Genomic DNA, 22,283 nt, shown 5'->3' on the forward strand with positions numbered 1-22,283 from the left:
TCGGCCTCTGCCCTTCGCCCACCCACCAAGCCTTTCCCACCCGCCCGACTCGGTGGGCTGAAAGGTCACCGCCCAAGCTTTCCCGCCCACCCGCCCACCCGCCCGTTTGCTGTCTTTCAAGCTGAGCCTCTAAACGCCCGAGACGGGTGGGTGGGTGGGAAAGCAGTTCCTCAGCCCCGGCGCCGGCGCGCTGTCAGTACCGCTCCCCCGCCGAGCGCCAACAACAACACCGCCCCGCCCGCGATGTACGGCGTCATCGAGCTACCCCCCGTCTCGGCCAACCCCGCCTCCGCCGGAGCGCCCTGCGGCTTCACATCGGGGGCGGGGTCGGCAGGCGGCGCCGAGGCAACCTCGGGTGCCTCACACGTCGCCTGCGCCAACGTCAACGTCCCCTCGACGTCGGCGACGTTCAGCTTCAACGGGTTGACGGACACCTTGAGTTCGAGCGCGGTCGCGGCGGCCGTACGGGACGTGGTCGACGTCTTGGACAGATCGAGGCGGACCGAACCGACCCCCGGCACCTGAACATCCGTAGGACCACTGGCGGTCACCGTGATCCGCTTGCCGAGCACCGTCACCGCCCCCGGCAGATGCGACGTGACGACGGGCGTCTTCCCCGCCTCGCACGTCGCCTTCGACGTGACTGCGTCGATCTCGATGAGCGACAGCAGCGGCAAGCCGGGAACGTGGAGCCGCGCGTGGGCGAGGTTCGTGTACCCCTCGGCCTTCGTCGCGGACACCGTCGCCTTCGCCGTGGCGACATCCGCACTGAGCACACTGAAGGGCTGCCCGCCGTTCACCCCGTCCACCTGGGCGGTGAGCGCGGTCTTTTCGGCACTCTGCGGCGCCTGGACCTCGTTGAGGGAGACCGCGAGCGGGACGTCCACGGTCTTGTTGAGGAGGGACACGTCGAGCCCGGTGCGGAGCACGACGGCGCTCGCGCGACCCTGGTCAACGGTCGCGTGGGCGGACCCCGTGCCGGCCAGCGCCACGGGACCGGCGGCGAGGGCGGTAGCCGTGGCCACGGTGGCCCAACGGCGTGCGGGCATGCGGAAGTTGGTGCCGTTCAAGGTGTGGGACCCCCAGAAGAGACATGCTTGGGACCCGGTAAGAATTACCCACGATGAGTGAACCGTCAGCGATCCCGCGTCACTTCACCCCATCGTGGGTTTTCCGTGAACGTATTCGAATCGCCTGGCGACTATTCGACCACCAGCCCGTTCAGCACCACCCGCCGCGGCGACGCCAGCACGCGCACATCGGCGCGCGGGTCCGCCTCGTAGACGACGAAGTCCGCCGGCGCACCCTCATCGAGCCCGGGCCGCCCGAGCCACCGCCGCGCACCCCACGCGGTCGCCGACAGCGCCTCTACGGCGGGGATGCCGGCGGTGACGAGTTCGGCGACCTCGGCGGCCACCAGGCCGTGCGCGAGGGAACCCCCGGCGTCCGTGCCGACGTAGACCGGGACGCCGGCGTCGTAGGCGGCGCGGACGGTGTCGTAGCGCCGCTCGTACAGTCGCCGCATGTGAGCCGACCAGCGCGGGAACCTGGCGTCGCCGCCCTCCGCGAGCTTCGGGAAGGTCGCGATGTTCACGAGGGTCGGGACGATCGCGACGCCCCGTGAGGCGAACAGCGGGACGAGGTCCTCGGTGAGGCCGGTCGCGTGCTCGATGCAGTCGATGCCCGCCTCGACCAGGTCGCGCAACGCGTCCTCCGCGAAGCAGTGCGCGGTGACGCGCGCGCCGAGCCGGTGGGCCTCGGCGATGGCCGCCTCCACCGCTTCGCGCGGCCAGCAGGCCGACAGGTCGCCGAGGTCGCGGTCGATCCAGTCGCCGACCAACTTGACCCAGCCGTCGCCGCGTTGGGCCTCCTGGGCGACGTACGCGACGAGCTCGTCGGGCTCGATCTCGTGGGCGAAGTCGCGGATGTAGCGGCGGGTGCGGGCGATGTGCTTGCCCGCGCGGATGATCTTCGGGAGGTCTTCGCGGTCGTCGATCCAGCGGGTGTCGGAGGGTGAGCCGGCGTCACGCAGCAGGAGGGTGCCGGCATCGCGGTCGGTGAGGGCCTGCGTCTCGGCGGTCTCCGCGTCCACGGGGCCGTGGGTGCCGAGGCCTACGTGACAGTGGGCGTCGACGAGGCCGGGGAGGGCCCAGCCGTCGACCGTCCGGATGTCGTCGGCGTCGAGGGGACGGTCGTAGGAGATGCGGCCGTCGATCACCCAGAGTTCGTCGCGGATGTCCTCCGGTCCCACAAGGACCCGGCCCTTTACGTGCAGCACGGCTTGATCGCTCATGGGACGCACGATAGTTCGTCGGGTGCGGGTCCGTGGGGGCTGGTCGCGACGACGCGGCGGAGCCGCACACCGACACAGCCCCGCGCCTCTTAAGGGGCGCCTTCCTCGTCCTGTACCTCAGCCATCGCGGGGTCCAGGAGCCTCGACAAGAAGTGGCGGGTGCGTTCGTGTGCGGGGTTGGCGATGACCCGGTCCGGAGTGCCCTCCTCGACGATCAACCCCGCGTCCATGAAGACGACCCTGTCGGCCACTTCGCGTGCGAACGTCATCTCGTGGGTGACGACCATCATGGTCATGCCCTCGTTCGCCAGCATCCGCATGACCGCCAGTACGTCCCCCACCAACTCCGGGTCGAGTGCCGAGGTCGGTTCGTCGAAGAGCATGACCTCGGGGCCCATCGCCAACGCCCGGGCGATCGCGACGCGTTGCTGCTGCCCGCCGGAGAGAGAAGCGGGGTAGGCGGCGGCCTTCTCGGACAGGCCCACGCGGCGCAGGTTCTCGGCGGCGACCTTCGACGCCTCCGCCTTGTCCCTTCGCAGGACCCGGCGTTGGGGCAGGGTGAGGTTCTCGGTGACGGTCAGGTGCGGGAAGAGGTTGAACTGCTGGAAGACCATGCCGATACGGCGGCGTACGGCGTCGATGTCGACATCGGGGTCGGTGACTTCGGTGCCGCCGACGAACACCCGTCCCTGGGTGGGTTCTTCGAGCAGGTTCACGCAGCGCAGGAGGGTCGACTTGCCGGAGCCGGAGGGGCCGATGACGCAGACAACCTCGCCCTGGCCGATCTCCAGGTCGATGCCGCGCAGTACCTCGTTGGTGCCGAACGACTTGTGCAGGCCGCGTACTTGGATCTCCGGAGTGCCCGTGACTGGACTGCGGTTCACCGGACCGCCTCCCCCGTCTTCGTCTCCATGCGGCGGACCACGAAGCTCAGCGGGATCGTGACCAGCAGGTAGCACAGGCCTGCCACCAGGATCGGGGTGGAGTTGGCGGTCGTACTGGCCAAGTCCCGTCCGTATTTGGAGAGTTCGCGTTCCTCCAGGGTGACGCCGAGGAACAGGACCAGGGAGGAGTCCTTGAAGAGGAGGACGAGTTCGTTGGTGAGCGGCGGGAGGATGATGCGGAAGGCCTGCGGGACGATGATCGACACCATGGCCCGCGCCTGCGAGAAGCCGAGCGAACGGGCCGCCTCCAACTGCCCTTTGGGCACCGCCTGGATGCCCGCGCGGATCGTCTCCGCCATGTACGCGGCCGACACCAGGCCCAGCGCGAGGGCGACCTTGCCGTACGTACCGCCGACGATCTCCGTGCCCGGGAAGGCGAGGGGCACGGCGACGCCGACGAAGATGAAGATCAGCAGGGCGGGCAGGCCGCGGAAGATCTCGATGTAGATCCCGGCGAGCCAGCGGTAGGGCCCCACGGATGACAGCCGCATCAGCGCGACGACCATGCCGAGGACGAGTCCGAAGACGAAGCCTGACAGGGTGTAGAGCACGGTGTTCTTGAGCGCGAGGGTGATGACGTCCGGGAACATCTGCTTGGCGATGCTCCACTGCGCGAACTGGTTCTTCAGACGGCCCCAGTCGGCGGTGACCGCGAAGACGATCACGACGGCGGCGAAGACGGCGTACTGCACGCCTTGGGACAGCCTGCCTCTCTGACGCCTGCTCAGGCCCTGTTTCCGGGGCTGGAGTTGGGGTTCCGCGGTGTCGCCGCTCATGAGGCCGACGGAGAGGCGGTGGCCGAGGCGTCGTAGGGGCCGATCCACTTCTCGTAGAGCTTCTTGTACGTGCCGTCGGCCTTCGCGTCCTTGATGGCCTTGTTGATGGCGGCGAGGAGTTTCGTGTTGCCCTTCTTGACCGTGAAGCCGTACTGCTCACCGGTGTTGAGGTTGTCGACGACCTTGAAGGCGTCGGCGTTGGCCTTGGTCTTGAGCCAGCCCTGGACGACCGGGTAGTCGATGATGACGGCCTGGACCTGGCCGGTGCGCAGGCCGTTGAGGACGGCATCCGAGGACTCGAAGGAGACGGGGTCGAAGCCCTTGCTCTTCGCGTAGTCCTCGCCGGTGGTCTGCGCCTGGGCGCCGAGCTTCTTGCCCTTGGTCTTCACGTCGGCGAGGGAAGTGATCCCGCTCTTCTTGTCGACGAGGACGGCCTGGGTGGCGTCGAAGTAGGGGTCGGAGAAGTCGACGTTCTTCTTGCGCTCGGCGGTGATGGTCATGCCGGCGGCGGCCAGGTCGCACTCGTCGGCGTTGAGGAAGGCGCCGGTCTTGAAGTTCTCGAAGGGGGTGTCGAGGATCGTCTGCTTCACGCCGAGGTTCTTGGCGACCAGGTCGATGAGGGAAACGTCGAAGCCCTGCACCTTGCCGTCGATCTCGGACTGGAAGGGCGGGTAGGGCAGGTGCGTGCAGGTGGTGAGCTGGCCGGCCTTGACGAGTTCGACGCCACCGGCGGCGGTCTTCGAACCGCTGCCGCCGCTGTCGCTGGAGGTACAGCCGGCCACGAGGACGAGGGCGGCCGTCGCGGTGGTGGCGGCCAGGGTGCGGGCCCGGCGGCCGAGGAGCGTGTTCACGGAGGCCTCCTGTGACGGAACTATGGGTTCCGATTATTGGAAGGAGTCCGGTGGGCCGCTCACCCGGACCGGTGACCAGGGGGCCGTACGGGCTAAGAAGTCGCCGGTCGGAGGGGTGCGGAGGGCAGTCAGGAGTGCCGGTTACCCTCGTTCCCATCGACTCCCGCGAGTGAAAGAGCACCGCCGTGACGCACCCCTTCCTCGACCTGGCCCCGCTGAGCGCCGCGCACTTCGCCTCGATCGAGGACCGGGTGGCCCGACTGCTCGGTACCGAGCAGGATGTCGTGATCATGCAGGGCGAGGCGTTGCTGCCGCTGGAGGGCGCGATCCGTTCGACGGCGGGGCCGGGCACGCTCGCGCTGAACGTCATCACCGGCCCGTACGGGCAGACCTTCGGGAACTGGCTGCGGGACTGCGGCGCCGAGGTGATCGACCTCGCCGTCCCGTTCCACACGGCGGTGACCGCCGACCAGATCCGGGAGGCCTTCGCCGAGCACCCCGAGATCGACCTCGTGTCCCTCGTCCACGCGGAGGCGGCGACCGGCAACACCAACCCGGTCGCGGAGATCGGCGAGATCGTGCGCGCGCACGGTGCGATCTTCTACCTCGACGCGGTGGCCTCCATCGGCGCGGAGCCGGTGCTGCCGGACGCGTGGGGTGTCGACCTGTGCGTGATCGGCGCGCAGAAGGCGATGGGCGGCCCTGCGGGGGTGTCGGCGGTGTCGGTGAGCGCACGGGCATGGGCCCGTATGACGGCCAACCCCGCGGCCCCGCGCCGCTCGTACCTCTCCCTCCTCGACTGGAAGGACCGCTGGACCGACGCCGGCCGCAAGGCGCTGCCGCACGCACCGGCCCAGTTGGAGATGCTCGCGCTGGAGGCGTGCGTGGAGCGCATCGAGTCGGAGGGCCTGGATGTGCTGATGCGCCGCCACGCGACCGCGGCGGCGGCGACACGAGCGGGCGCGCTCGCCCTGGGCGGCGGCCTCGAACCGTACGTCCACGACGCCGCCGAGGCCGCCCCGGTCGCTACGACGCTCAGGACACCGCCGGGTGTCGTGGCCTCGGAGCTGGTGGCAAGGGCCCTGTCCTCGGACCCGACCCTGCCGCTCGCCGCCGGCGGGGGCGCCCTGGCGAAGGAGATGATCCGGGTCAACCACTACGGGGTGGACGCGACGGTGGGGGCGGTACAGAGCTCCATCGCAGCGGTGGGCGCGGCGCTGGCGGAGCGGGGGGTGCCGGTGGATCTGGAGGGAGCACGGTCCGCCATCGAGAACACGTGGCGGTAGTCGTGGGCCGGGGTGGCTGCCGGGGGCTCCACCCCCAGACCCCCGATCGGCCCTGAAGGGGCCTCGTCCTCGAACGCCGGACAGGCTGAGTCATGCCGGCCTGCGCTGGAAAAGCGTCGGACCTGATGCACCGGACCTGCGTCAAAGGGCACCGGACTCGATTCAACAGGCACCAGCGCGGAACCCCATGCCATGCTCCCCCGCATGACCACTGACACGCCCCAGACCCTCCCCGACGGCCGCACCGTCCCCGCCATGACCGGCGCCGAGCGGCCCATGCTCGAAAGCTGGCTCGGGTTTCATCGCGCCACGCTGGAGTTGAAGTGCGCCGGGCTCGACGACGCACAGGTACGCCTCGCGGCGGCCGCGCCCTCCTCGTTGACGTTACTCGGCCTGGTCCAGCACCTCGCCGAGGTCGAACGCACCTGGTTCCAGCGGGTGTTCGGGCTCGACGTGCCGGCGGTGTACGGCAGCGAGGACGGGTATGCCCTCGAACCCGGGCGCGGGATGGACGAGGCGCTGGCCGTGTGGCGGCGGGAGATCTCGTACGGGCAGGAGCACTGCGCGGGGCTCGCGCTGGACGATCTCGGGCGGATTCCCGACGGGCCGATGGCCGGGGTCGAGGTCAGTCTGCGGTGGGTGCTGATTCATCTGGTCGAGGAGTACGCGCGGCACAACGGGCACGCGGACATCCTGCGGGAAAGCATCGACGGCGTCATCGGCGCCTAATTCTGATGTAATTCCCGGGAATTTTATCGCCTTCTTTACGGGCAGCTTCCCATATTCTTCTGCCCGATTTCCGGGCACCCAAACGCAAATAATTCGCGTAGATCTCGTGAGGGTTACACCCTTGTGACCCGTTACACAGGGCGCCCATTTTATCCCTTATCCATGGGTCAAACTGGTGCATAGCCTGCACCTTCGCACGCGTGATAACACAGCATCGCCTCAGGGGTAACCCCATCCCTCCATGCAATTTCGAATTTCCCTCGGTAAATTCAATTCGCATGACTGCCACCCAAGCAGACCTGCACATCGACCGCCCCACGGTGGCCGACGGCGCCGCGTTGTGGCGTATTGCCAAGGACTCGAACGCCCTCGACCTGAACTCGTCGTACAGCTATCTGCTGTGGTGCCGGGACTTCTCCGGTACCTCGGCCGTCGTGCGGGACGAGCGCGGGGAGCCGGTCGGCTTCGTCACCGGGTATGTGCCGCCGGACCGGCCTGGCACCCTGCTCGTGTGGCAGGTGGCCGTCGACGCCGCGCAGCGCGGTCGCGGGCTGGCCGCACGGCTGCTCGACGGACTGACCGAGCGGGTCGCGGGCGACTACGGGGTGACCGCGATCGAGACCACGATCACGCCCGGCAACACCGCGTCCGAGCGCCTCTTCACGTCGTACGCCGAACGCCACGGCGCCGCCGTCGAGCGCACGGTCCTCTTCGAGGCCGGTGACTTCCCGGACGGACCGCACGACCCCGAAGTGCTGTACCGCATCGGCCCGTTGAGCCTCTGACCACCCGGCCCGTCGAGTCTCTGACGACCCCCGGCCGGTTCCCCAGTCCTCCCGCCGCACCCCCTCACCCCCCACCCCGAGGAGCGATCCGCGTGACCATCACCCAGCCCGATCTCAGCGTCTTCGAGACCCTGGAGTCCGAGGTCCGCAGCTACTGCCGCGGCTGGCCCACCGTCTTCGACCGGGCCCGGGGCAGCCGTATGTACGACGAGGACGGCCACGCCTACCTCGACTTCTTCGCGGGCGCCGGCTCGCTCAACTACGGGCACAACAACCCTGTCCTGAAACGGGCGTTGATCGACTACCTGGAACGCGACGGCGTCACGCACGGGCTCGACATGTCGACCACTGCCAAGCGCGCGTTCCTGCAGACCTTCCAGGACCTGGTGCTACGGCCGCGCGACCTGCCGTACAAGGTGATGTTCCCGGGCCCGACCGGCACCAACGCCGTTGAGTCCGCGCTGAAGTTGGCGCGGAAGGTGAAGGGGCGCGAGGCGATCGTGTCGTTCACCAACGCGTTCCACGGGATGTCGCTCGGCTCGCTCGCCGTGACCGGCAACGCCTTCAAGCGGGCCGGTGCCGGTATTCCGCTGGTGCACGGGACGCCGATGCCGTTCGACAACTACTTCGACGGCAAGGTCCCCGACTTCCTGTGGTTCGAGCGGCTGTTGGAGGACCAGGGCTCCGGCCTGAACAAGCCCGCCGCCGTGATCGTCGAGACCGTGCAGGGCGAGGGCGGCATCAACGCCGCCCGCCCCGAATGGCTGCGCGCGCTGGCCGAGTTGTGCGAGCGCCAGGACATGCTTCTCATCGTCGACGACATCCAGATGGGCTGCGGCCGCACCGGCGCGTTCTTCTCCTTCGAGGAGGCGGGGATCGTGCCCGACATCGTCACTGTCTCCAAGTCCATCAGCGGCTACGGCCTTCCGATGTCCCTGTGCCTGTTCAAGCCGGAGCTGGACATCTGGGAGCCGGGCGAGCACAACGGCACGTTCCGCGGCAACAACCCGGCGTTCGTCACCGCCACCGCCGCCCTGGAGACGTACTGGGCGGACGGTTCCGCGATGGAGAAGCAGACCCGGGCCCGCGGTGAGCAGGTCGAGCAGGGGCTGATCTCCATCACCGAGGAGAACCTCGCCGACATCAAGGAGTACCGGGGCCGCGGGCTGGTCTGGGGCATCGAGTTCAAGGACCCCGAGCGCGCCGGGCGGATCTGCGCCCGCGCCTTCGAACTCGGGCTGCTCGTCGAGACGTCGGGCCCGCAGGGCGAGGTCGTGAAACTCCTCCCCGCCCTGACCATCACCCCCGAGGAGCTGGACGAGGGGCTGAGCATCCTCGCCCGCGCCGTACGGGAAACCGTCTGACCACTCCCTCTCACCAGTATCTGACACCACGTCAAGGAGGCGTCACCACACCGTGATTGTTCGTTCGTTCAAGGAACTCGAAGGCACCGAACGGCACATCAAGGCCGCGTCCGGCACCTGGGAGAGCAAGCGCATCGTCCTCGCCAAGGAGCGGGTCGGTTTCTCGGTGCACGAGACCGTCCTCTACGCGGGTACCGAGACGTCGATGTGGTACGCGAACCACATCGAGGCCGTCGTCTGCGTCGAGGGCCACGCCGAGCTCACCGACGACGAGACCGGGCAGACGTACACGATCACGCCCGGGACCATGTACCTCCTCGACGGCCACGAGCGGCACACGATGCGGATCAAGGAGGACTTCCGCTGCGTCTGTGTCTTCAACCCGCCCGTCACTGGACGGGAGGACCACGACGAGAACGGCGTCTACCCGCTGCTGACCGAACCCGAGGAGGTGTGACGAGCATGACCACCGTCACCAGCGTCACCGACCTGTACCCCAGCCGCGGCACTACCGAGGTGTCCGTCCCGCGCAAGGACCCCGTCGTCTGGGGCTCCCCCGACACCCCGGGCCCGATCCCGACGGCCGACCTCCAGGCCTTCGAGCGCGACGGCTTCCTCTCCATGCGGGAACTCCTCCCCGACGGCGAAGTCGACGTCTACCGGCGGGAGTTGGAGCGTCTGGTCACGGACCCGGCGATCCGGGCCGACGAGCGGTCCATCGTCGAGTCGAAGTCCAAGGAGATCCGGTCCGTCTTCGAGGTGCACCGGATCAGCGAGGTGTTCGCGCGGCTGGTGCGCGACGAGCGGGTCGTCGGGCGGGCGCGGCAGATCCTCGGCTCGGACGTGTACGTCCACCAGTCCCGGATCAACGTGAAGCCCGGCTTCGGGGCGAGCGGCTTCTACTGGCACTCGGACTTCGAGACCTGGCACGCCGAGGACGGGCTGCCGAACATGCGCACCGTGTCCGTGTCGATCGCGCTCACCGAGAACCACGACACCAACGGCGGGCTCATGATCATGCCGGGCTCGCACCGGACGTTCCTCGGCTGCGCGGGCGCGACCCCCGAGGACAACTACCGCCAGTCGCTCCGGATGCAGGACGCGGGCACCCCGTCCGACGAGGCGCTGACCGGCATGGCCTCCGAGTACGGCATCAAGTTGTTCACGGGCAGGGCCGGTTCGGCGACCTGGTTCGACTGCAACTGCATGCACGGCTCCGGCGACAACATCACGCCGTTCCCGCGCAGCAACGTCTTCATCGTGTTCAACAGCGTGGAGAACAAGGCGGTTGAGCCGTTCGCGGCACCGGTACGACGGCCCGAGTTCATCGGCGCCAGGGACTTCACCCCGGTGAGGTGACGGCGAGGCGTTTCGCCGCAAGGGCACCCCGGTCACGGCGACCGGGGTGCCCTTCGCCATGTGTGTCAGCCGGCCAGGACGTCGAGCAACCGGTCCACGTCCTCAGCGGTGTTGTAGAGGTGGAAGGCGGCCCGCAAGTTCCCCGCCCGGTTGGAGACTTCGACCCCCGCCGCGCTCAACTCCCCCTGCCGACGGCCGAGTCCGGGCACGGAGACGATCGGTGACCCGGGGGACGCCACCGGTTCATGCCCGAGGGTGCCGAGCCCCACGCGGAAGCGGTCGGCAAGGTTCAGATCATGCGCGCGTACGGCGTCGACGCCCAACTCCTCCAGCAGCGCGAGGGAGTGGCGGGCGCCGGCGTAGGAGAAGAGGGCCGGGCTCTCGTCGAACCGGCGGGCGGAGTGGGCGAGTTCGGCGACCGGGCCGTAGCAACTGTCCCAGGGTGCCTCGCCCGCGACCCAGCCGGCGAAGATCGGGTTGAGGCCGCCGAGGTCCTCCGGGGTGACCAGGAACGCGACCCCGCGTGGGCAGAAGAGCCACTTGAAGCCGACGGCGGCGACGTAGTCGTAGGCGTCCGCGTCGAGGTCGAACCAGCCGGCGGCCTGCGACGCGTCGATGTACGTACGCGCCCCGTGTTCGTGTGCCGCCGCCCGGAGCGCGGGCAGGTCGGCGATGCGGCCGTCGGCGGACTGGGCGGCGCTGACCGCGACGAGTGCGGTGCCGGGGCGTACCGACTCGGCGATCCGCTCCAGCGGGACGGCGCGCACCTTGAGGTCGGCGCGCATGTGGAAGGGGTTCACCACGGAGCTGAAGTCGGCCTCGGCGGTGAGGACTTCGGCGCCGGCCGGTAGTGCGGAGGCGATCAGTCCGCTGTAGACGGCGACCGAGGCCCCGGCCGCGACCCGGTCGACCGGCACGCGGGTCAGCCGGGCGAAGGCGGCGCGGGAGGCCTCGACGTCGTCGAACATGTCGGTCGGTGTACCGACCGCGGCCGCCTCGATGGCGGTGTGCATCGCCGTGACCGTGCGGGTCGGGAGCAGGCCGGTGCTCGCGGTGTTGAGGTAGGTGTTCTTCGGGGCGAACTCGGCGCGGACGAGGCTCTCGAAGGTCTCCATGCCACCACTCTGCGGTGCCGAGAAGCCCTCGTCCATTGCGATTTTTTACGTGGATCCGCTAAGGAACGCTTATAGGTCACCGAGTGGTCGATCCTGACCTGGGCCTTTTCAGGCCTGCGGCACCGCGCACCCGTCGGGCCCGCACGCCTCCGCACCGCCGTCCGCGCTGCTGTCGATCAGCTTCAGCGGGGAGTGCTCGCCCCACGCCTGGGTCAGCGCCTGGGCGAAGACCTCGGCGGGCTGGGCGCCGGAGACGCCGTACTTGCGGTCGAGGACGAAGAAGGGGACGCCGTTCGCGCCCAGCTCGGCGGCCTCGCGCTCGTCGGCGCGGACGTCGTCGGCGTACGCGGTCGGGTCGGCCAGCACCTTGCGGGCGTCCTCGGCGTCGAGCCCGGCACCGACGGCGAGCTCGACGAGCCGCTCGTCGTCGCCGAACACGGAGCGCTCCTCGGCGAAGTTCGCCTTGTACAGCGCCTGGATCAGCTCGTCCTGGCGGCCCTCAGCCTTGGCGAAGTGGAGGAGGCGGTGCATGTCGAAGGTGTTGCCGTGGTCGCGGTCGCGGGTGCGGTAGTCGAGCCCCTCGGCGGTGGCCTGCGCGCCCAGGTTGTCCTCGCCGGCCTGCGCCTGCGCCTCGCTCATGCCGTACTTCTTGGTGAGCATCTTGAGCACGGGCTGGGTGTCGCCCTTGGCGCGCCCCGGGTCCAGTTCGAAGGACCGGTGCACGACCTCGACGCCGTCGCGGTGCGGGAACGCGTCGAGCGCCTTCTCGAAGCGGGCCTTGCCCACATAGCACCAGGGGCAGGCGATGTCCGACCAGATCTCGACGCGCATTCTTCGGCTCTTTCCAGGACGTACGGAGTGAACAGAGACTCCCTCTGTCTCCCCCGTGAACGTTCAAGCAGCTCGCTTCATTCCCCCGCCACGACCAGCCGCATCCCCAGGTGATGACCGCCGTCGGCCGCCTCGGCGACCCACCCCTGCCGGACGTAGAACGCCTGCGCCCGCTCGTTGTCGACATGCACATCGAGTACGGCGGTCCGCCGGCCGTCGGCCCGCCACTGCTCGACACAGGCCGCGTGCAGGGCCGTACCGAGGCCGGAGCGCCACCGCTCGGGGTCGACGTGGAACTGGAACAGCGCGACCGTGTCCGCCGGGTCGCCCTCCTGGGTGCGGAAGGAGGCGATGGCGACGATACGGCCGTCCTCGACGACGCACAGCACATGGGCGTCGGGCCGCTCGATGACGCCCTGCCAGGCGGCGAGCCAGTCCCGCCCGTCCTCCGGGACGCCGTCGGGGTAGTACGTCGCCCGGGCCCGCGCGTGCAGCGCGGCGACGCTCTCCGCCTCCGCGGGCAGGGCCGTGCGGATCACCCGGGTTCCACCGACTCGGTCACTGATCATGCAAACGATGACGTGACCTCGGCCGCTCCGGTTCCCAGGCGGCTGAACTGGGCCCGGTAGGCGCTCGGCGTCAGCCCGGTGCGGCGGACGAGGTGGCCACGCAGGGAGTCCGCCGTGCCCAGGCCACAGGCGCGGGCCACCTGGTCCATGGGGAGGGCGGTGGTCTCCAGGAGTTCCCTGGCCCGCTCGATGCGCTGGTGGAGCAGCCACTGCAGGGGGCTTACGCCGCTCTCCGCGTGGAAGCGGCGGGTGAGGGTGCGGACGCTGACGCCCGCGTGCCGGGCCAGGTCGGTGAGGGTGAGGGGCTTGTCGAGGTTGCGCATGGCCCAGCCGCGGGTGTCCGCGCAGGCGACACCGCGCTCGGGCGGCAGCGGGGTCTGCGTGAACTGGGTCTGCCCGCCCGGCCGTACGGGTGCGACGAGGGCGAGCCGGGCGACCTCGTTGGCGACAGCGGCGCCGTAGTCGGTGCGGATGATGTGCAGGCAGAGGTCGATGCCGGCGGCGTATCCGGACGCGGTCAGGAACTGGCCGTCCTGGACGTAGAGGACGTCACCGGTGAGGTCGACCTCCGGATAGCGCCTGCGCATCTCCTCGGCCTGGTTCCAGTAGGTCGTGGCCCGGCGGCCGTCCAGGAGGCCCGCCTCGGCCAGGGCGAACGCGCCGCTGCAGATGGAGGCGATGCGCTTGCCCGCGGCGGCGGCCTCGCGGAGGACGCTCACCGTGCGCGGGTCGGGTGTGTACCGGTGGCCCGTGCCGACGACGAGGACCATGTCCGCGTCCCGCACGACATCGAGGCCCTGCCGTACGTGCAGGTCGAGGCCGCCCGTGGTGGGGACGGGACCCGGTTCCGGGGCGCAGATGACCGTCTCGTAGCCCGGCTCCCCGTCGATCTCGACCCGGTCGAACAGCAGCTCCGGGATGGCCAGGTTGAACATCGAGACGGGGGTCGCCGCGACGACGGCGACCCGACGGGGACGGCTGGGGCGGCCGGGGCGGCCGGGCTGGGTCATGGCCAGAACCTCCGGGTGTATGGCATTCCGGCCACTACTGTACGGCGTCACACATCCGCAGCATGGACGCATGACAACGCCCACGCCGACGTCCGCCACCCAACTCACGCCCGACACCGGCGATTTGAAGGTTCCCTCCCCCACACTCACCCTCACCGCCGCCCTCCTCGGCTTCGCGCTCATCACCCTCGACGCGTCCGTGGTGAACGTGGCGCTGCCGTCGATCGGGACCGCGCTGGGCGGCGGGATGTCGGGACTGCAGTGGGTGGTCGACGCGTACACGCTGTCCTTCGCCGCACTGATGCTGTCCACCGGCGCCTTCGCGGACCGGGCCGGGGCGAGCCGCGCGTACGCGATCGGCATCACGGTCTTCACCCTCGCCTCGGCGGCCTGCGGCCTGGCCCCGAACCTGCCCGCGCTGATCGGCGCCCGCGTGCTCCAGGGCGTGGCGGCGGCCGTCGTCCTCCCCGCCTCCCTGTCCCTCGTACGACAGGCCTACGCCGAACCCGCCAAGAGGGCGCGGGCGGTGGCGACTTGGGCCGCGGGCGGCTCGGTGGCTGTCGCCCTGGGCCCGGTAGCCGGCGGCGCGCTGACCACGGTCTGGGACTGGCGGGGCATCTTCTTCATCAACCTGCCGCTGGGCGCGACGGCGTTGATACTGCTGCTCCGGGCACCCCGCTCGGAACGCCGCCCCGCGCCCCTGGACCTCCCCGGCCAGCTGACGGCGGTGATCGCCCTCACGGCGGCGACGTTCGCGGTGATCGAGCGCGGGGGCACAGGACTTGCGGCCGCACTCGTCGCGATCCTCGCGGGCGCGGCCTTCATCCGCATCGAACTGTGCCAGTCGCACCCGGTGGTGCCGCTCTCCCTGTTCCGCAGCCGTACGGTGTCGGTGGCGGTCGCGACGGGCGCGGCGTGCAGCGTCGCCTTCTTCGGCCTGACCTTCCTCTTCGCGCTCTTCTTCCAACAGGTGCAGGGCCGTTCGGCGTTGTACGCCGGGCTGATGTTCCTGCCGATGACCGGTCTGATCCCGGTGACGAACATCGTGGCGGGCAAACTGACGGCCCGCTACGGCGCCCGCCTGCCGATGTCCGTAGGGCAGGTCCTGGCCGCGCTGGGCGCGCTCGTCCTGCTGTACGTCGACGCGGGCACGCCCCCGCTCCTGGTGGCCGTACTCCTCGTACCGATGGCCCTCGGCTGCGCCCTGACGGTCCCGCCGTTGACCGCGGTGATGATGGACGCGGTGGCCGCCGAACGGGCGGGGCTGGCGGCCGGTGTGCTCAACTCCGCGCGTCAGGTGGCCGGTGGCCTGGGCATCGCCGTGTTCGGGGCGCTGGTCTCCGACGGGTTCACGGCGGGCCTGCGGGAGAGCCTCGCGATCAGCGCGGCCCTCTTCGCGGTGACGGCCTTCCTCAGCTTCCGTCTCTCAGGTCGTTCGGCCAACTGGGCCTGAACTCAAGGTGGTCGTACGTCACGACACACCCCTCTCCCATCGGCGACTGCGTCATGAACCCGACGAGCGCGGCGTCCGTCTCCTTCTCGTCGCCGAGGGTGAAGAGCCGGATGAATATCCAACGCTTGCCGTCACGGGAGGCGTGGAAGGCGAAGGCACGACCTGTGCGGCTCACCCGTAGCCATACCGAACTGCCGTCCACGGTGAAGGAGTTGGCGTCGTCCGAGTGTCCCCGGGTGACCACCGTGCAGACGGTCGGCACATCGGGCGAGTACTCCAGGCAGAGCTTGGCCCAGGCCCGCTCACCGACGTGGACATAGAGCACCCCGGCGTCGAAGGACCCCGCGAACCCGACGGTGACGCGGGCGATGAGCTGGAAGTCCCCGTGTGGCGCCCCGAGAAGACGGGGCGCGTCGGAGGCGGGGTCCAACCCTTCCCCGGTGGGCGGCACGAACCGGTCCTGCCGGGGCCCGGCCCACCCGCTGAGCACACCGTCGTCGTACGACCAATGCCCGTCGGGCCCATAAGTACGGAGGGAAAAGGGCAGTTGGGAGAGTTCCAAGTCCATCGACTAATCATCTCAGGCCAGGGGCAATGCCGTTAGGGGCGCGGGGCTGTGTCGATGTGCGGCTCCGCCGCGTGAGTGCGACCAGCCACATCGGACCGGCACTCCGAATTCCACCGCACCCCAACGGCGCTACCGCTCCAGGTGCCCGTCATAACGTCGGGGCAGCCCCAGCGGATTGTCGTCCCGAAGCTCCAACGGCAGCAATGCTTCAGGCGTGTTCTGATAAGCAACAGGCCGCAGCCACCGCTCAATAGCCGTACCACCAACAGAAGTCGAGGTGGACGTCGTAGCGGGGTAAGGCCCCCCGTGATGCTGCGCGGGCGCGACCGCGACACCCGTAGGCCACGCATTCACCAACACCCGCCCGGCCAACGGCGTGAGTTCGGCGAGGAGTTCCGCCCCACGCCCCTCCCCGGCCGCTTCCTCCGCCGACAGATGAACCGTCGCCGTGAGATTCCCCGGCAGCCGCGACAACACGGCCTGCGCCTGCGCGTCATCGTCGTAGCGGGCCACCACGGTGACCGGGCCGAAGCACTCTTCGAGGAGCAGGTCGTACGCCCCCTCGGACGCCAGCTTCTCCGCCGGCACCGTCAGGAACCCGGGGCTCACCGTGTGCTCGCTGCCCGCGCCCGGCGTCACCGGGGACTCCACCTCGGGCAACCCGGCCCGCTCGGTGACGCCCGCGAGGAAGTTGTCGCGCATCCGGTGGTCCAGCAGCACCCCGGAGTCCGTGTCGCTGACGGCGTCGGTGAGGGACTTGACCAGCCCGTCCCCGGCGGAGCCGGACGGCACGAGCACGAGGCCCGGCTTCACACAGAACTGGCCGACGCCCAGGGTCATCGAACCGGCGAGCCCCGTACCGATCGCCTCGGCCCGCTCGGCCGCGGCCGCCTCGGTGACAACTACCGGGTTCAGGGAGCCCAGTTCGCCATGGAACGGGATCGGGACCGGGCGTGCCGCCGCCGCGTCGAAGAGGGCACGACCGCCGCGTACGGAACCGGTGAACCCGGCCGCCGAGACCAGCGGGTGCTTGACGAGCTCGACGCCCGCCTCGAAGCCGTGGACCAGGCCGAGGACGCCGGCCGGGATGCCCTGCTCGGCGGCGGCCCGGCGCAGCACGCTCGCGACCAGCTCGGACAGGCCGGGGTGGTCGGGGTGGGCCTTGACGACGACCGGGCAGCCGGCGGCCAGCGCGCTCGCGGTGTCGCCGCCGGGGACCGAGAAGGCGAAGGGGAAGTTGGAGGCCGAGTAGACGGCGACGACGCCCAGCGGCACCTTGTAGCGGCGCAGGTCCGGGATCGGCGGGGTCGCGGTGTCGTCGGGGTGGTTGATGACCACGTCGAGGAAGGCGCCCTCGTCGACGATGTCCGCGAAGGCCCTCAACTGGTAGCAGGTGCGCGCCAGTTCGCCGTTGAGCCGGACCGGTCCGAGCGCGGTCTCCGCGTCGGCGACCTCGATCAACTGGTTCTTGGCCGCTTCGAGCTGGTCGGCGGCACCGCGCAGGAAGGCGGCGCGGACCGTACGGTCGGCGAGCGAACCCCGTGCCGCGTGCGCGGCACGGACGGCGGTGTCCACCTCCTGGGCTGTGGCCTCCACCGCAACCTGTTCACGCTGCTTCCCGGTTCGGGGGTCGACACTCCAGACTGGTGCTGCTGCCACCGCGGGTCCCTCCACACATGTAATGCCGCAGTTCTGGGTCATTCACCAGGGTCGTTCGATATGCTGAACGCTGTCTCTGATGATGAATATGCTCTCGGAGACTATTTCCCGTCGAACGAAGGGGTCAAGGGCGATGTCGGCAGGCGAGACAGGCGGCGGGGCACAGGTCAAGTCCGCGGTGCGGACGGTGGAGCTGCTCGAATACTTCGCCGGCCGGCCCGGTATGCACTCCCTCGCGTCGGTCCAGGAGGCCGTCGGATATCCCAAGTCCAGTCTGTACATGCTGCTGCGCACGTTGGTGGAGCTGGGCTGGGTGGAGACGGACGCGACGGGCACGCGGTACGGCATCGGCGTACGGGCACTCCTGGTGGGCACGTCGTACATCGACGGCGACGAGGTCGTGGCAGCCGCCCGTCCGACGCTGGACCGCCTCTCCGACGACACCACGGAGACCATCCACCTCGCCCGCCTCGACGGCACGAACGTGGTCTACCTGGCCACCCGCCAGTCGCAGCACTATCTACGGCCCTTCACCCGCGTCGGCCGCCGGCTCCCCGCGCACTCGACCTCGCTGGGCAAGGCGCTGCTGAGCACGTACTCCGACGAGCAGGTCCGCAAGATGCTCCCGGAGACGCTGCCCGCGCTCACCGAGCACACGATCACCGACCGCGAGAAGCTCATCGAGGAACTCCACCAGGTCCGGGACCAGGGCTTCGCCGTGGACCGCGAGGAGAACACGCTGGGCCTGCGCTGCTTCGGCGTCGCGATCCCGTACCGCACCCCCGCGCGGGACGCGATCAGCTGCTCGGTGCCGGTGGCCCGGCTGACGCCCGCGCACGAACAGATGGTGAAGGACGCCCTGTTCGACGCCCGTGACCGACTGACCCTCGCCACCCGGAGGCTCTGAACCATGCAGGTAGCACTCCGTCCCGTCCACGACAGTGATCTGCCGGTCTTCTTCCGGCAGATGAACGACCCCGAGTCCGTCCGGATGGCCGCCTTCACCGCGAAGGACCCGGCCGACAGGGACGCCTTCGACGCCCACTGGAAGCGCATCCGCGCCTTGCCCGGCGTCCTGAACCGCACGGTCCTCGCCGACGGCGACGTCGTGGGCAGCGCCGCGGTCTACGGCGAGCCGGGCGAGCGCGAGGTGACGTACTGGATCGACCGCACCTACTGGGGCAAGGGCATCGCGACGGCCGCGCTGCGCGACCTGCTCGCCGAGGAGCCCGAACGCCCGCTGTACGCGCGCGTGGCGGCCGACAACGCGGGCTCGCGGCGGGTGCTGGAGAAGTGCGGGTTCCGCGTCACCGGGCACGACCGGGGGTTCGCGAACGCGCGGGGCGAGGAGATCGACGAGCTGTTGCTGACGCTGGGCTCATGAACGCTCGACGAGCGGGTTCATGAGCACTCGATGAGAAAAGCCGTGTAAGGGAACGATTCGTTCCCGTCCGGTCGTCTTCGGAGCGGAATGAACAAGACGATCAGGCGCACCTCCGTCTTCGTACTGCTCCTCGTTCTCGCCCTCCTGGTGCGGGCGACCTGGGTGCAGTTCTACGACGGCCAGGCACTCGCGGACGACAAGGACAACCGGCGGAACGCGATCGAGACGTACGCGGACCCGCTCGGGAACATCATCGTGGCCGGGAACGCGATCACCGGCTCGGCACGGACGGGGAGCGACAGCGACCTCGCGTACAAACGCACGTACACGGACGGCGAGCTCTACGCGGCGGTGACGGGCTATGCCTCGCAGAGCTATGCACCGACGCAGTTGGAGGGGATCTACGCCGATCTCCTCGACGGCACGGACAGCAGCCTGAAGACCGCCATGGACACGGTCACCGGCGAGCGGGCCGCCCCGGGCAACGTGGTCACGACGATCGACCCGGATGTGCAGAAGGCGGCGTACGACGCGCTCGGCGACAAGAAGGGCGCGGCCGTCGCGATCGATCCGACGACCGGCAAGATCCTCGCCGTCGTCTCGACCCCGTCCTACGACCCCTCGGCGCTGACCGACGCCGACACCGCCGCGTCGGCATGGAAGCAGCTCACCGCGGACTCCGACAAGCCGCTGACCAACCGCGCGCTGCGCCAGCCGCTGCCCCCGGGTTCGACGTTCAAGCTGGTCGTGGCGGCTGCCGCCCTTGAGGACGGGCTGTACTCCTCGGTGGACGAGAAGACGACGAGCCCCTCGCCGTACACCCTGCCGGGCACGGTCACGAAGCTGACGAACGAGAGCTCCTCCGCGCCCTGCACGAACGCCTCGATCCGGGTCGCGCTCCAGTACTCGTGCAACACCGTGTTCGCGAAGATGGCCGTCGACCTGGGCCAGGACAAGGTCAAGGCGATGGCCGAGAAGTTCGGCTTCAACGACGACAAGCTGGACATCCCGGTGCGGGCGTACCCGAGCGTGTACCCGTCGAACATGAACAAGTCGTCCACGGCCCTGACCGGCATCGGCCAGTACGACGTGACCGCCACCCCGCTCCAGATGGCCATGGTGTCCGCAGCCATAGCCAACAACGGCAAGCTGGTCTCCCCACACATGGTGTCCGAGACCACCGACAGCGGCGGCGATGTGGTCCACAACTACGACGACGCTACGACGACGAAGCAGATCGTCAGCTCGCGCACGGCCCAGCAACTCCAGTCGGCGATGCAGACGGTCATCACGGACGGCACCGGCACGAACGCCGAGATCGCGGGCGTCACCGTGGGCGGCAAGACGGGTACGGCCCAGCACGGCGAGAACAACGACCAGTCGCCGTACGCCTGGTTCACCGCGTACGGCAAGTCCGACTCGACGGGCAAGCAGGTCGCGGTGGCGGTACTGGTGGAGCAGTCGGACGCGGCGAGGTCGGAGATCAGCGGCAACGGCCTGGCGGCCCCGGTGGCCAAGGCCATGATGAAAGCGGCCTTGCAGTAACGCGGTTAAGGGCCGCGAGGAACTGCGCGACCAGCCGCGACAAACCGTCAGCCGATCGCGCAGCAACCCTTACTTCACACCGAGAATCTGCTCAACGGGGTCAATAGCGAAGTACACCAGGAAGAGCGCCGACACCGCCCACAGCAACCAGTTGACCTCCTTCGCCTTACCAAGCACCGCCTTGATCACGACGTAGGAAATGAACCCAGCACCGATACCGTCAGTGATCGAGTACGTGAACGGCATCGCGGCGATGGTCAGGAACGCCGGTATCGCGATCTCGTACTTGTCCCAGTCGATGTGCTTGACGTGGGTCATCATCAGGAACCCGACGGCGATCAGCGCGGGCGCGGCGGCCTGGAGCGGCACGATCGTGAGCAACGGCGTCAGGAACAACGCCAGCCCGAACAACCCCCCGGTGATCAGGTTCGAGAACCCGGTACGCGACCCCTCACCGACCCCGGACGCCGACTCGATGTACGCGGTGTTGGAGGACGCGGACCCGAGCCCGCCGGCGACGGCAGCCGCACCGTCGATGAACAGGACGCGCCCGATGTTCGGCACCTGACCCTCCTCGTCCAGGAGACCGGCCTCCGCGCTGATACCGACGATCGTGCCCATGGCGTCGAAGAAGTCGGACAGGATCAGCGTGAAGATCAGCAGGACGACAGTGATCGCGCTGGTCTCACCGAACGCGCCGAACAGGCTGAAGTGGCCGATGAGTCCGAAGTCGGGCGCGGCCACGATCTTGTCCGGCACCTTGGGGGTCATCAGGCCCCAACTCTTGATGTCGGCAACGGAGTTGATGATGATCGCGAGGACAGTCATCGTGACGATGCTGATCAGGATCGCGCCCTTCACCTTGCGGGCGAACAGCGCGATGGTCAGCAGGACGCCGAGACAGAAGACGAGAACGGGCCAGCCGGTGAGATGACCGACGGCACCGAGCTGCACGGGGACCGTGGTCTCGGCGACGTCCGGTATACGACTGACGAAGCCGGCGTCGACGAAGCCGATGAACGCGATGAACAGACCGATGCCGACGCCGATGGCCTGCTTGAGCTGTTGCGGGATCGCGTTCATGATCGCCTCGCGCAGCCCGGTGAGGACCAGCACGCAGATCAGGACGCCCTCGATGACGACGAGACCCATCGCGTCGGGCCAGCTCATCAGCGGCGCCAACTGGAAGGCGACGACGGCGTTGAGGCCGAGACCCGCGGCGATCGCGAGCGGCAGGTTGCCGCCGACGCCCATGATGACCGTCATCACACAGGCCACCAGGGCGGTGGCGGTGACCAGTTGGCCGGTGTCGAGCGTGTGCCCGAACTTGTCCTTGGCGCTGCCCAGGATGATCGGGTTCAGGACGAGGATGTAGGCCATCGTGAAGAACGTGGCGAAGCCGCCGCGTATCTCACGGCCGAAGGTGGATCCCCGTTCGGAGATCTTGAAGAACCGGTCGACACCGTTCGTCGCCGGTGGTTCGGCACTTGGCCGGTCGGCCACCTTCTGTGACTCGGACATGCGGGTACTCCTCGTGGCTTCAATGATCGGTGCGCGGATGCTGGCTGGATTGTTCCCGCGTTGAACCTGTTTCAGGTTTTCCCCGTGTTACGGAATCGAGGTCGGCCCGCCAGTCTGCGGTCGGCCTGCCAGACGCTGTTCGAAGGTCCGTACCAGATCGGCCAGTTGATCACTGCTACGCTTCCGGATCTCGTCGGGATCATCCCCGAACAAACACGTGTCATCTACATGACACTCACAA

Annotated in this window: 22 protein-coding genes; 10 read left to right on the top strand and 12 right to left on the bottom strand. The window is 69.1% G+C overall.

The features are described 5' to 3' along the window. Positions 1–170: 170 nt before the first annotated feature. The 5 genes from OG496_RS16290 to OG496_RS16310 all read right to left on the bottom strand — a co-directional run bounded on the left by OG496_RS16290 (position 171) and on the right by OG496_RS16310 (position 4,864). Positions 171–1,070, bottom strand: coding sequence for an SCO1860 family LAETG-anchored protein (locus OG496_RS16290; protein ID WP_405971352.1), 900 nt, complete (start codon positions 1,068–1,070; stop codon positions 171–173). A gap of 131 nt (positions 1,071–1,201) precedes the next feature. Then, complete coding sequence (locus tag OG496_RS16295) at positions 1,202–2,293, bottom strand: amidohydrolase family protein (RefSeq protein WP_405971353.1); 1,092 nt, start codon at positions 2,291–2,293, stop codon at positions 1,202–1,204. An 89-nt stretch (positions 2,294–2,382) separates the two neighbouring features. Next, positions 2,383–3,177, bottom strand: coding sequence for an amino acid ABC transporter ATP-binding protein (locus OG496_RS16300; protein ID WP_405971354.1), 795 nt, complete (start codon positions 3,175–3,177; stop codon positions 2,383–2,385). Further along, complete coding sequence (locus OG496_RS16305; protein ID WP_405971355.1) at positions 3,174–4,013, bottom strand: amino acid ABC transporter permease; 840 nt, start codon at positions 4,011–4,013, stop codon at positions 3,174–3,176. Before OG496_RS16305 ends, OG496_RS16300 begins: the two co-directional genes overlap by 4 nt. Beyond that, positions 4,010–4,864, bottom strand: coding sequence for a transporter substrate-binding domain-containing protein (locus OG496_RS16310; RefSeq protein WP_405971356.1), 855 nt, complete (start codon positions 4,862–4,864; stop codon positions 4,010–4,012). The genes OG496_RS16305 and OG496_RS16310 overlap by 4 nt, the downstream gene beginning before the upstream one ends. A gap of 185 nt (positions 4,865–5,049) precedes the next feature. Here OG496_RS16310 and OG496_RS16315 point away from each other — a divergent pair, with 185 nt between their 5' ends. The 6 genes from OG496_RS16315 to thpD all read left to right on the top strand — a co-directional run bounded on the left by OG496_RS16315 (position 5,050) and on the right by thpD (position 10,387). After that, positions 5,050–6,150 (top strand): pyridoxal-phosphate-dependent aminotransferase family protein, encoded by a 1,101-nt coding sequence (locus OG496_RS16315; RefSeq protein WP_405971357.1) that lies wholly within the window; start codon positions 5,050–5,052, stop codon positions 6,148–6,150. A gap of 204 nt (positions 6,151–6,354) precedes the next feature. Next, a complete protein-coding gene (locus OG496_RS16320) occupies positions 6,355–6,879 on the top strand; it encodes a DinB family protein (RefSeq protein WP_405971358.1) in 525 nt (174 codons plus the stop codon). A 278-nt stretch (positions 6,880–7,157) separates the two neighbouring features. Then, positions 7,158–7,664, top strand: coding sequence for a diaminobutyrate acetyltransferase (ectA, locus tag OG496_RS16325; RefSeq protein WP_405971359.1), 507 nt, complete (start codon positions 7,158–7,160; stop codon positions 7,662–7,664). A gap of 92 nt (positions 7,665–7,756) precedes the next feature. Beyond that, positions 7,757–9,028, top strand: a complete 1,272-nt coding sequence (gene ectB, locus OG496_RS16330; protein ID WP_366494314.1) for a diaminobutyrate--2-oxoglutarate transaminase — start codon at positions 7,757–7,759, stop codon at positions 9,026–9,028. A 52-nt stretch (positions 9,029–9,080) separates the two neighbouring features. Then, positions 9,081–9,485 carry an ectoine synthase gene (locus OG496_RS16335; RefSeq protein WP_405971360.1) on the top strand — a complete coding sequence of 135 codons (405 nt, stop codon included), beginning with the start codon at positions 9,081–9,083 and terminating at the stop codon, positions 9,483–9,485. Between the two features lie 5 nt (positions 9,486–9,490). After that, on the top strand, positions 9,491–10,387 hold the full coding sequence (gene thpD / locus OG496_RS16340) for an ectoine hydroxylase (protein WP_399396633.1): 897 nt from the start codon (positions 9,491–9,493) through the stop codon (positions 10,385–10,387). Positions 10,388–10,452: 65 nt separating this feature from the next. Here the strand turns inward: thpD and OG496_RS16345 are convergent, their stop codons facing one another. The 4 genes from OG496_RS16345 to OG496_RS16360 form a co-directional block, all read right to left on the bottom strand. Continuing rightward, positions 10,453–11,502: an aminotransferase class V-fold PLP-dependent enzyme gene (locus OG496_RS16345; RefSeq protein WP_405971361.1), complete on the bottom strand. Its 1,050-nt coding sequence runs from the start codon at positions 11,500–11,502 to the stop codon at positions 10,453–10,455. A gap of 108 nt (positions 11,503–11,610) precedes the next feature. Then, on the bottom strand, positions 11,611–12,333 hold the full coding sequence (locus tag OG496_RS16350; RefSeq protein ID WP_405971362.1) for a DsbA family oxidoreductase: 723 nt from the start codon (positions 12,331–12,333) through the stop codon (positions 11,611–11,613). Between the two features lie 77 nt (positions 12,334–12,410). Next, positions 12,411–12,902, bottom strand: coding sequence for a GNAT family N-acetyltransferase (locus OG496_RS16355; protein WP_399396629.1), 492 nt, complete (start codon positions 12,900–12,902; stop codon positions 12,411–12,413). Then, positions 12,899–13,912 (bottom strand): GlxA family transcriptional regulator, encoded by a 1,014-nt coding sequence (locus tag OG496_RS16360; RefSeq protein ID WP_405971363.1) that lies wholly within the window; start codon positions 13,910–13,912, stop codon positions 12,899–12,901. The genes OG496_RS16355 and OG496_RS16360 overlap by 4 nt, the downstream gene beginning before the upstream one ends. Positions 13,913–13,982: 70 nt before the next feature. On the opposite strand from OG496_RS16360, the gene OG496_RS16365 reads away from it, so the two are divergent. After that, positions 13,983–15,365, top strand: coding sequence for an MFS transporter (locus tag OG496_RS16365; RefSeq protein ID WP_405971364.1), 1,383 nt, complete (start codon positions 13,983–13,985; stop codon positions 15,363–15,365). Here the strand turns inward: OG496_RS16365 and OG496_RS16370 are convergent. Both OG496_RS16370 and OG496_RS16375 read right to left on the bottom strand, forming a co-directional pair. Then, on the bottom strand, positions 15,325–15,933 hold the full coding sequence (locus OG496_RS16370; RefSeq protein ID WP_405971365.1) for a DUF1349 domain-containing protein: 609 nt from the start codon (positions 15,931–15,933) through the stop codon (positions 15,325–15,327). The two genes, OG496_RS16365 and OG496_RS16370, sit on opposite strands and share 41 nt — an antisense overlap. A 129-nt stretch (positions 15,934–16,062) precedes the next feature. Further along, positions 16,063–17,592 carry an aldehyde dehydrogenase (NADP(+)) gene (locus OG496_RS16375; protein ID WP_405971366.1) on the bottom strand — a complete coding sequence of 510 codons (1,530 nt, stop codon included), beginning with the start codon at positions 17,590–17,592 and terminating at the stop codon, positions 16,063–16,065. Positions 17,593–17,725: 133 nt separating this feature from the next. Between OG496_RS16375 and OG496_RS16380 the strand changes: the two genes are divergently transcribed. From OG496_RS16380 to OG496_RS16390, 3 genes are all read left to right on the top strand, one after another. Then, positions 17,726–18,499, top strand: a complete 774-nt coding sequence (locus tag OG496_RS16380; RefSeq protein ID WP_366494305.1) for an IclR family transcriptional regulator — start codon at positions 17,726–17,728, stop codon at positions 18,497–18,499. 3 nt (positions 18,500–18,502) lie between these two features. Continuing rightward, a complete protein-coding gene (locus OG496_RS16385) occupies positions 18,503–18,976 on the top strand; it encodes a GNAT family N-acetyltransferase (protein WP_366494304.1) in 474 nt (157 codons plus the stop codon). A gap of 87 nt (positions 18,977–19,063) precedes the next feature. Continuing rightward, on the top strand, positions 19,064–20,521 hold the full coding sequence (locus OG496_RS16390; protein WP_405971367.1) for a peptidoglycan D,D-transpeptidase FtsI family protein: 1,458 nt from the start codon (positions 19,064–19,066) through the stop codon (positions 20,519–20,521). A 69-nt stretch (positions 20,522–20,590) separates the two neighbouring features. On the opposite strand, the gene OG496_RS16395 is transcribed toward OG496_RS16390, so the two are convergent. Next, on the bottom strand, positions 20,591–22,042 hold the full coding sequence (locus OG496_RS16395) for an NCS2 family permease (RefSeq protein ID WP_405971368.1): 1,452 nt from the start codon (positions 22,040–22,042) through the stop codon (positions 20,591–20,593). Positions 22,043–22,283: the final 241 nt, after the last annotated feature.

It is taken from the genome of Streptomyces sp. NBC_00988, assembly GCF_045162645.1.
In the GTDB taxonomy this organism is placed as follows: Bacteria; Actinomycetota; Actinomycetes; order Streptomycetales; family Streptomycetaceae; genus Streptomyces.

Coding starts and splice junctions, on each gene's coding strand:
- OG496_RS16350 (WP_405971362.1), bottom strand. CDS start 12,333: ATGCGCGTCGAGATCTGGTCGGACATCGCCTGCCCCTGGTGCTATGTG.
- OG496_RS16395 (WP_405971368.1), bottom strand. CDS start 22,042: ATGTCCGAGTCACAGAAGGTGGCCGACCGGCCAAGTGCCGAACCACCG.
- OG496_RS16305 (WP_405971355.1), bottom strand. CDS start 4,013: ATGAGCGGCGACACCGCGGAACCCCAACTCCAGCCCCGGAAACAGGGC.
- OG496_RS16365 (WP_405971364.1), top strand. CDS start 13,983: ATGACAACGCCCACGCCGACGTCCGCCACCCAACTCACGCCCGACACC.
- OG496_RS16345 (WP_405971361.1), bottom strand. CDS start 11,502: ATGGAGACCTTCGAGAGCCTCGTCCGCGCCGAGTTCGCCCCGAAGAAC.
- OG496_RS16320 (WP_405971358.1), top strand. CDS start 6,355: ATGACCACTGACACGCCCCAGACCCTCCCCGACGGCCGCACCGTCCCC.
- thpD (WP_399396633.1), top strand. CDS start 9,491: ATGACCACCGTCACCAGCGTCACCGACCTGTACCCCAGCCGCGGCACT.
- OG496_RS16385 (WP_366494304.1), top strand. CDS start 18,503: ATGCAGGTAGCACTCCGTCCCGTCCACGACAGTGATCTGCCGGTCTTC.
- OG496_RS16355 (WP_399396629.1), bottom strand. CDS start 12,902: ATGATCAGTGACCGAGTCGGTGGAACCCGGGTGATCCGCACGGCCCTG.
- OG496_RS16370 (WP_405971365.1), bottom strand. CDS start 15,933: ATGGACTTGGAACTCTCCCAACTGCCCTTTTCCCTCCGTACTTATGGG.
- OG496_RS16360 (WP_405971363.1), bottom strand. CDS start 13,912: ATGACCCAGCCCGGCCGCCCCGGCCGCCCCAGCCGTCCCCGTCGGGTC.
- ectA (WP_405971359.1), top strand. CDS start 7,158: ATGACTGCCACCCAAGCAGACCTGCACATCGACCGCCCCACGGTGGCC.
- OG496_RS16380 (WP_366494305.1), top strand. CDS start 17,726: ATGTCGGCAGGCGAGACAGGCGGCGGGGCACAGGTCAAGTCCGCGGTG.
- OG496_RS16295 (WP_405971353.1), bottom strand. CDS start 2,293: ATGAGCGATCAAGCCGTGCTGCACGTAAAGGGCCGGGTCCTTGTGGGA.
- OG496_RS16390 (WP_405971367.1), top strand. CDS start 19,064: ATGAACAAGACGATCAGGCGCACCTCCGTCTTCGTACTGCTCCTCGTT.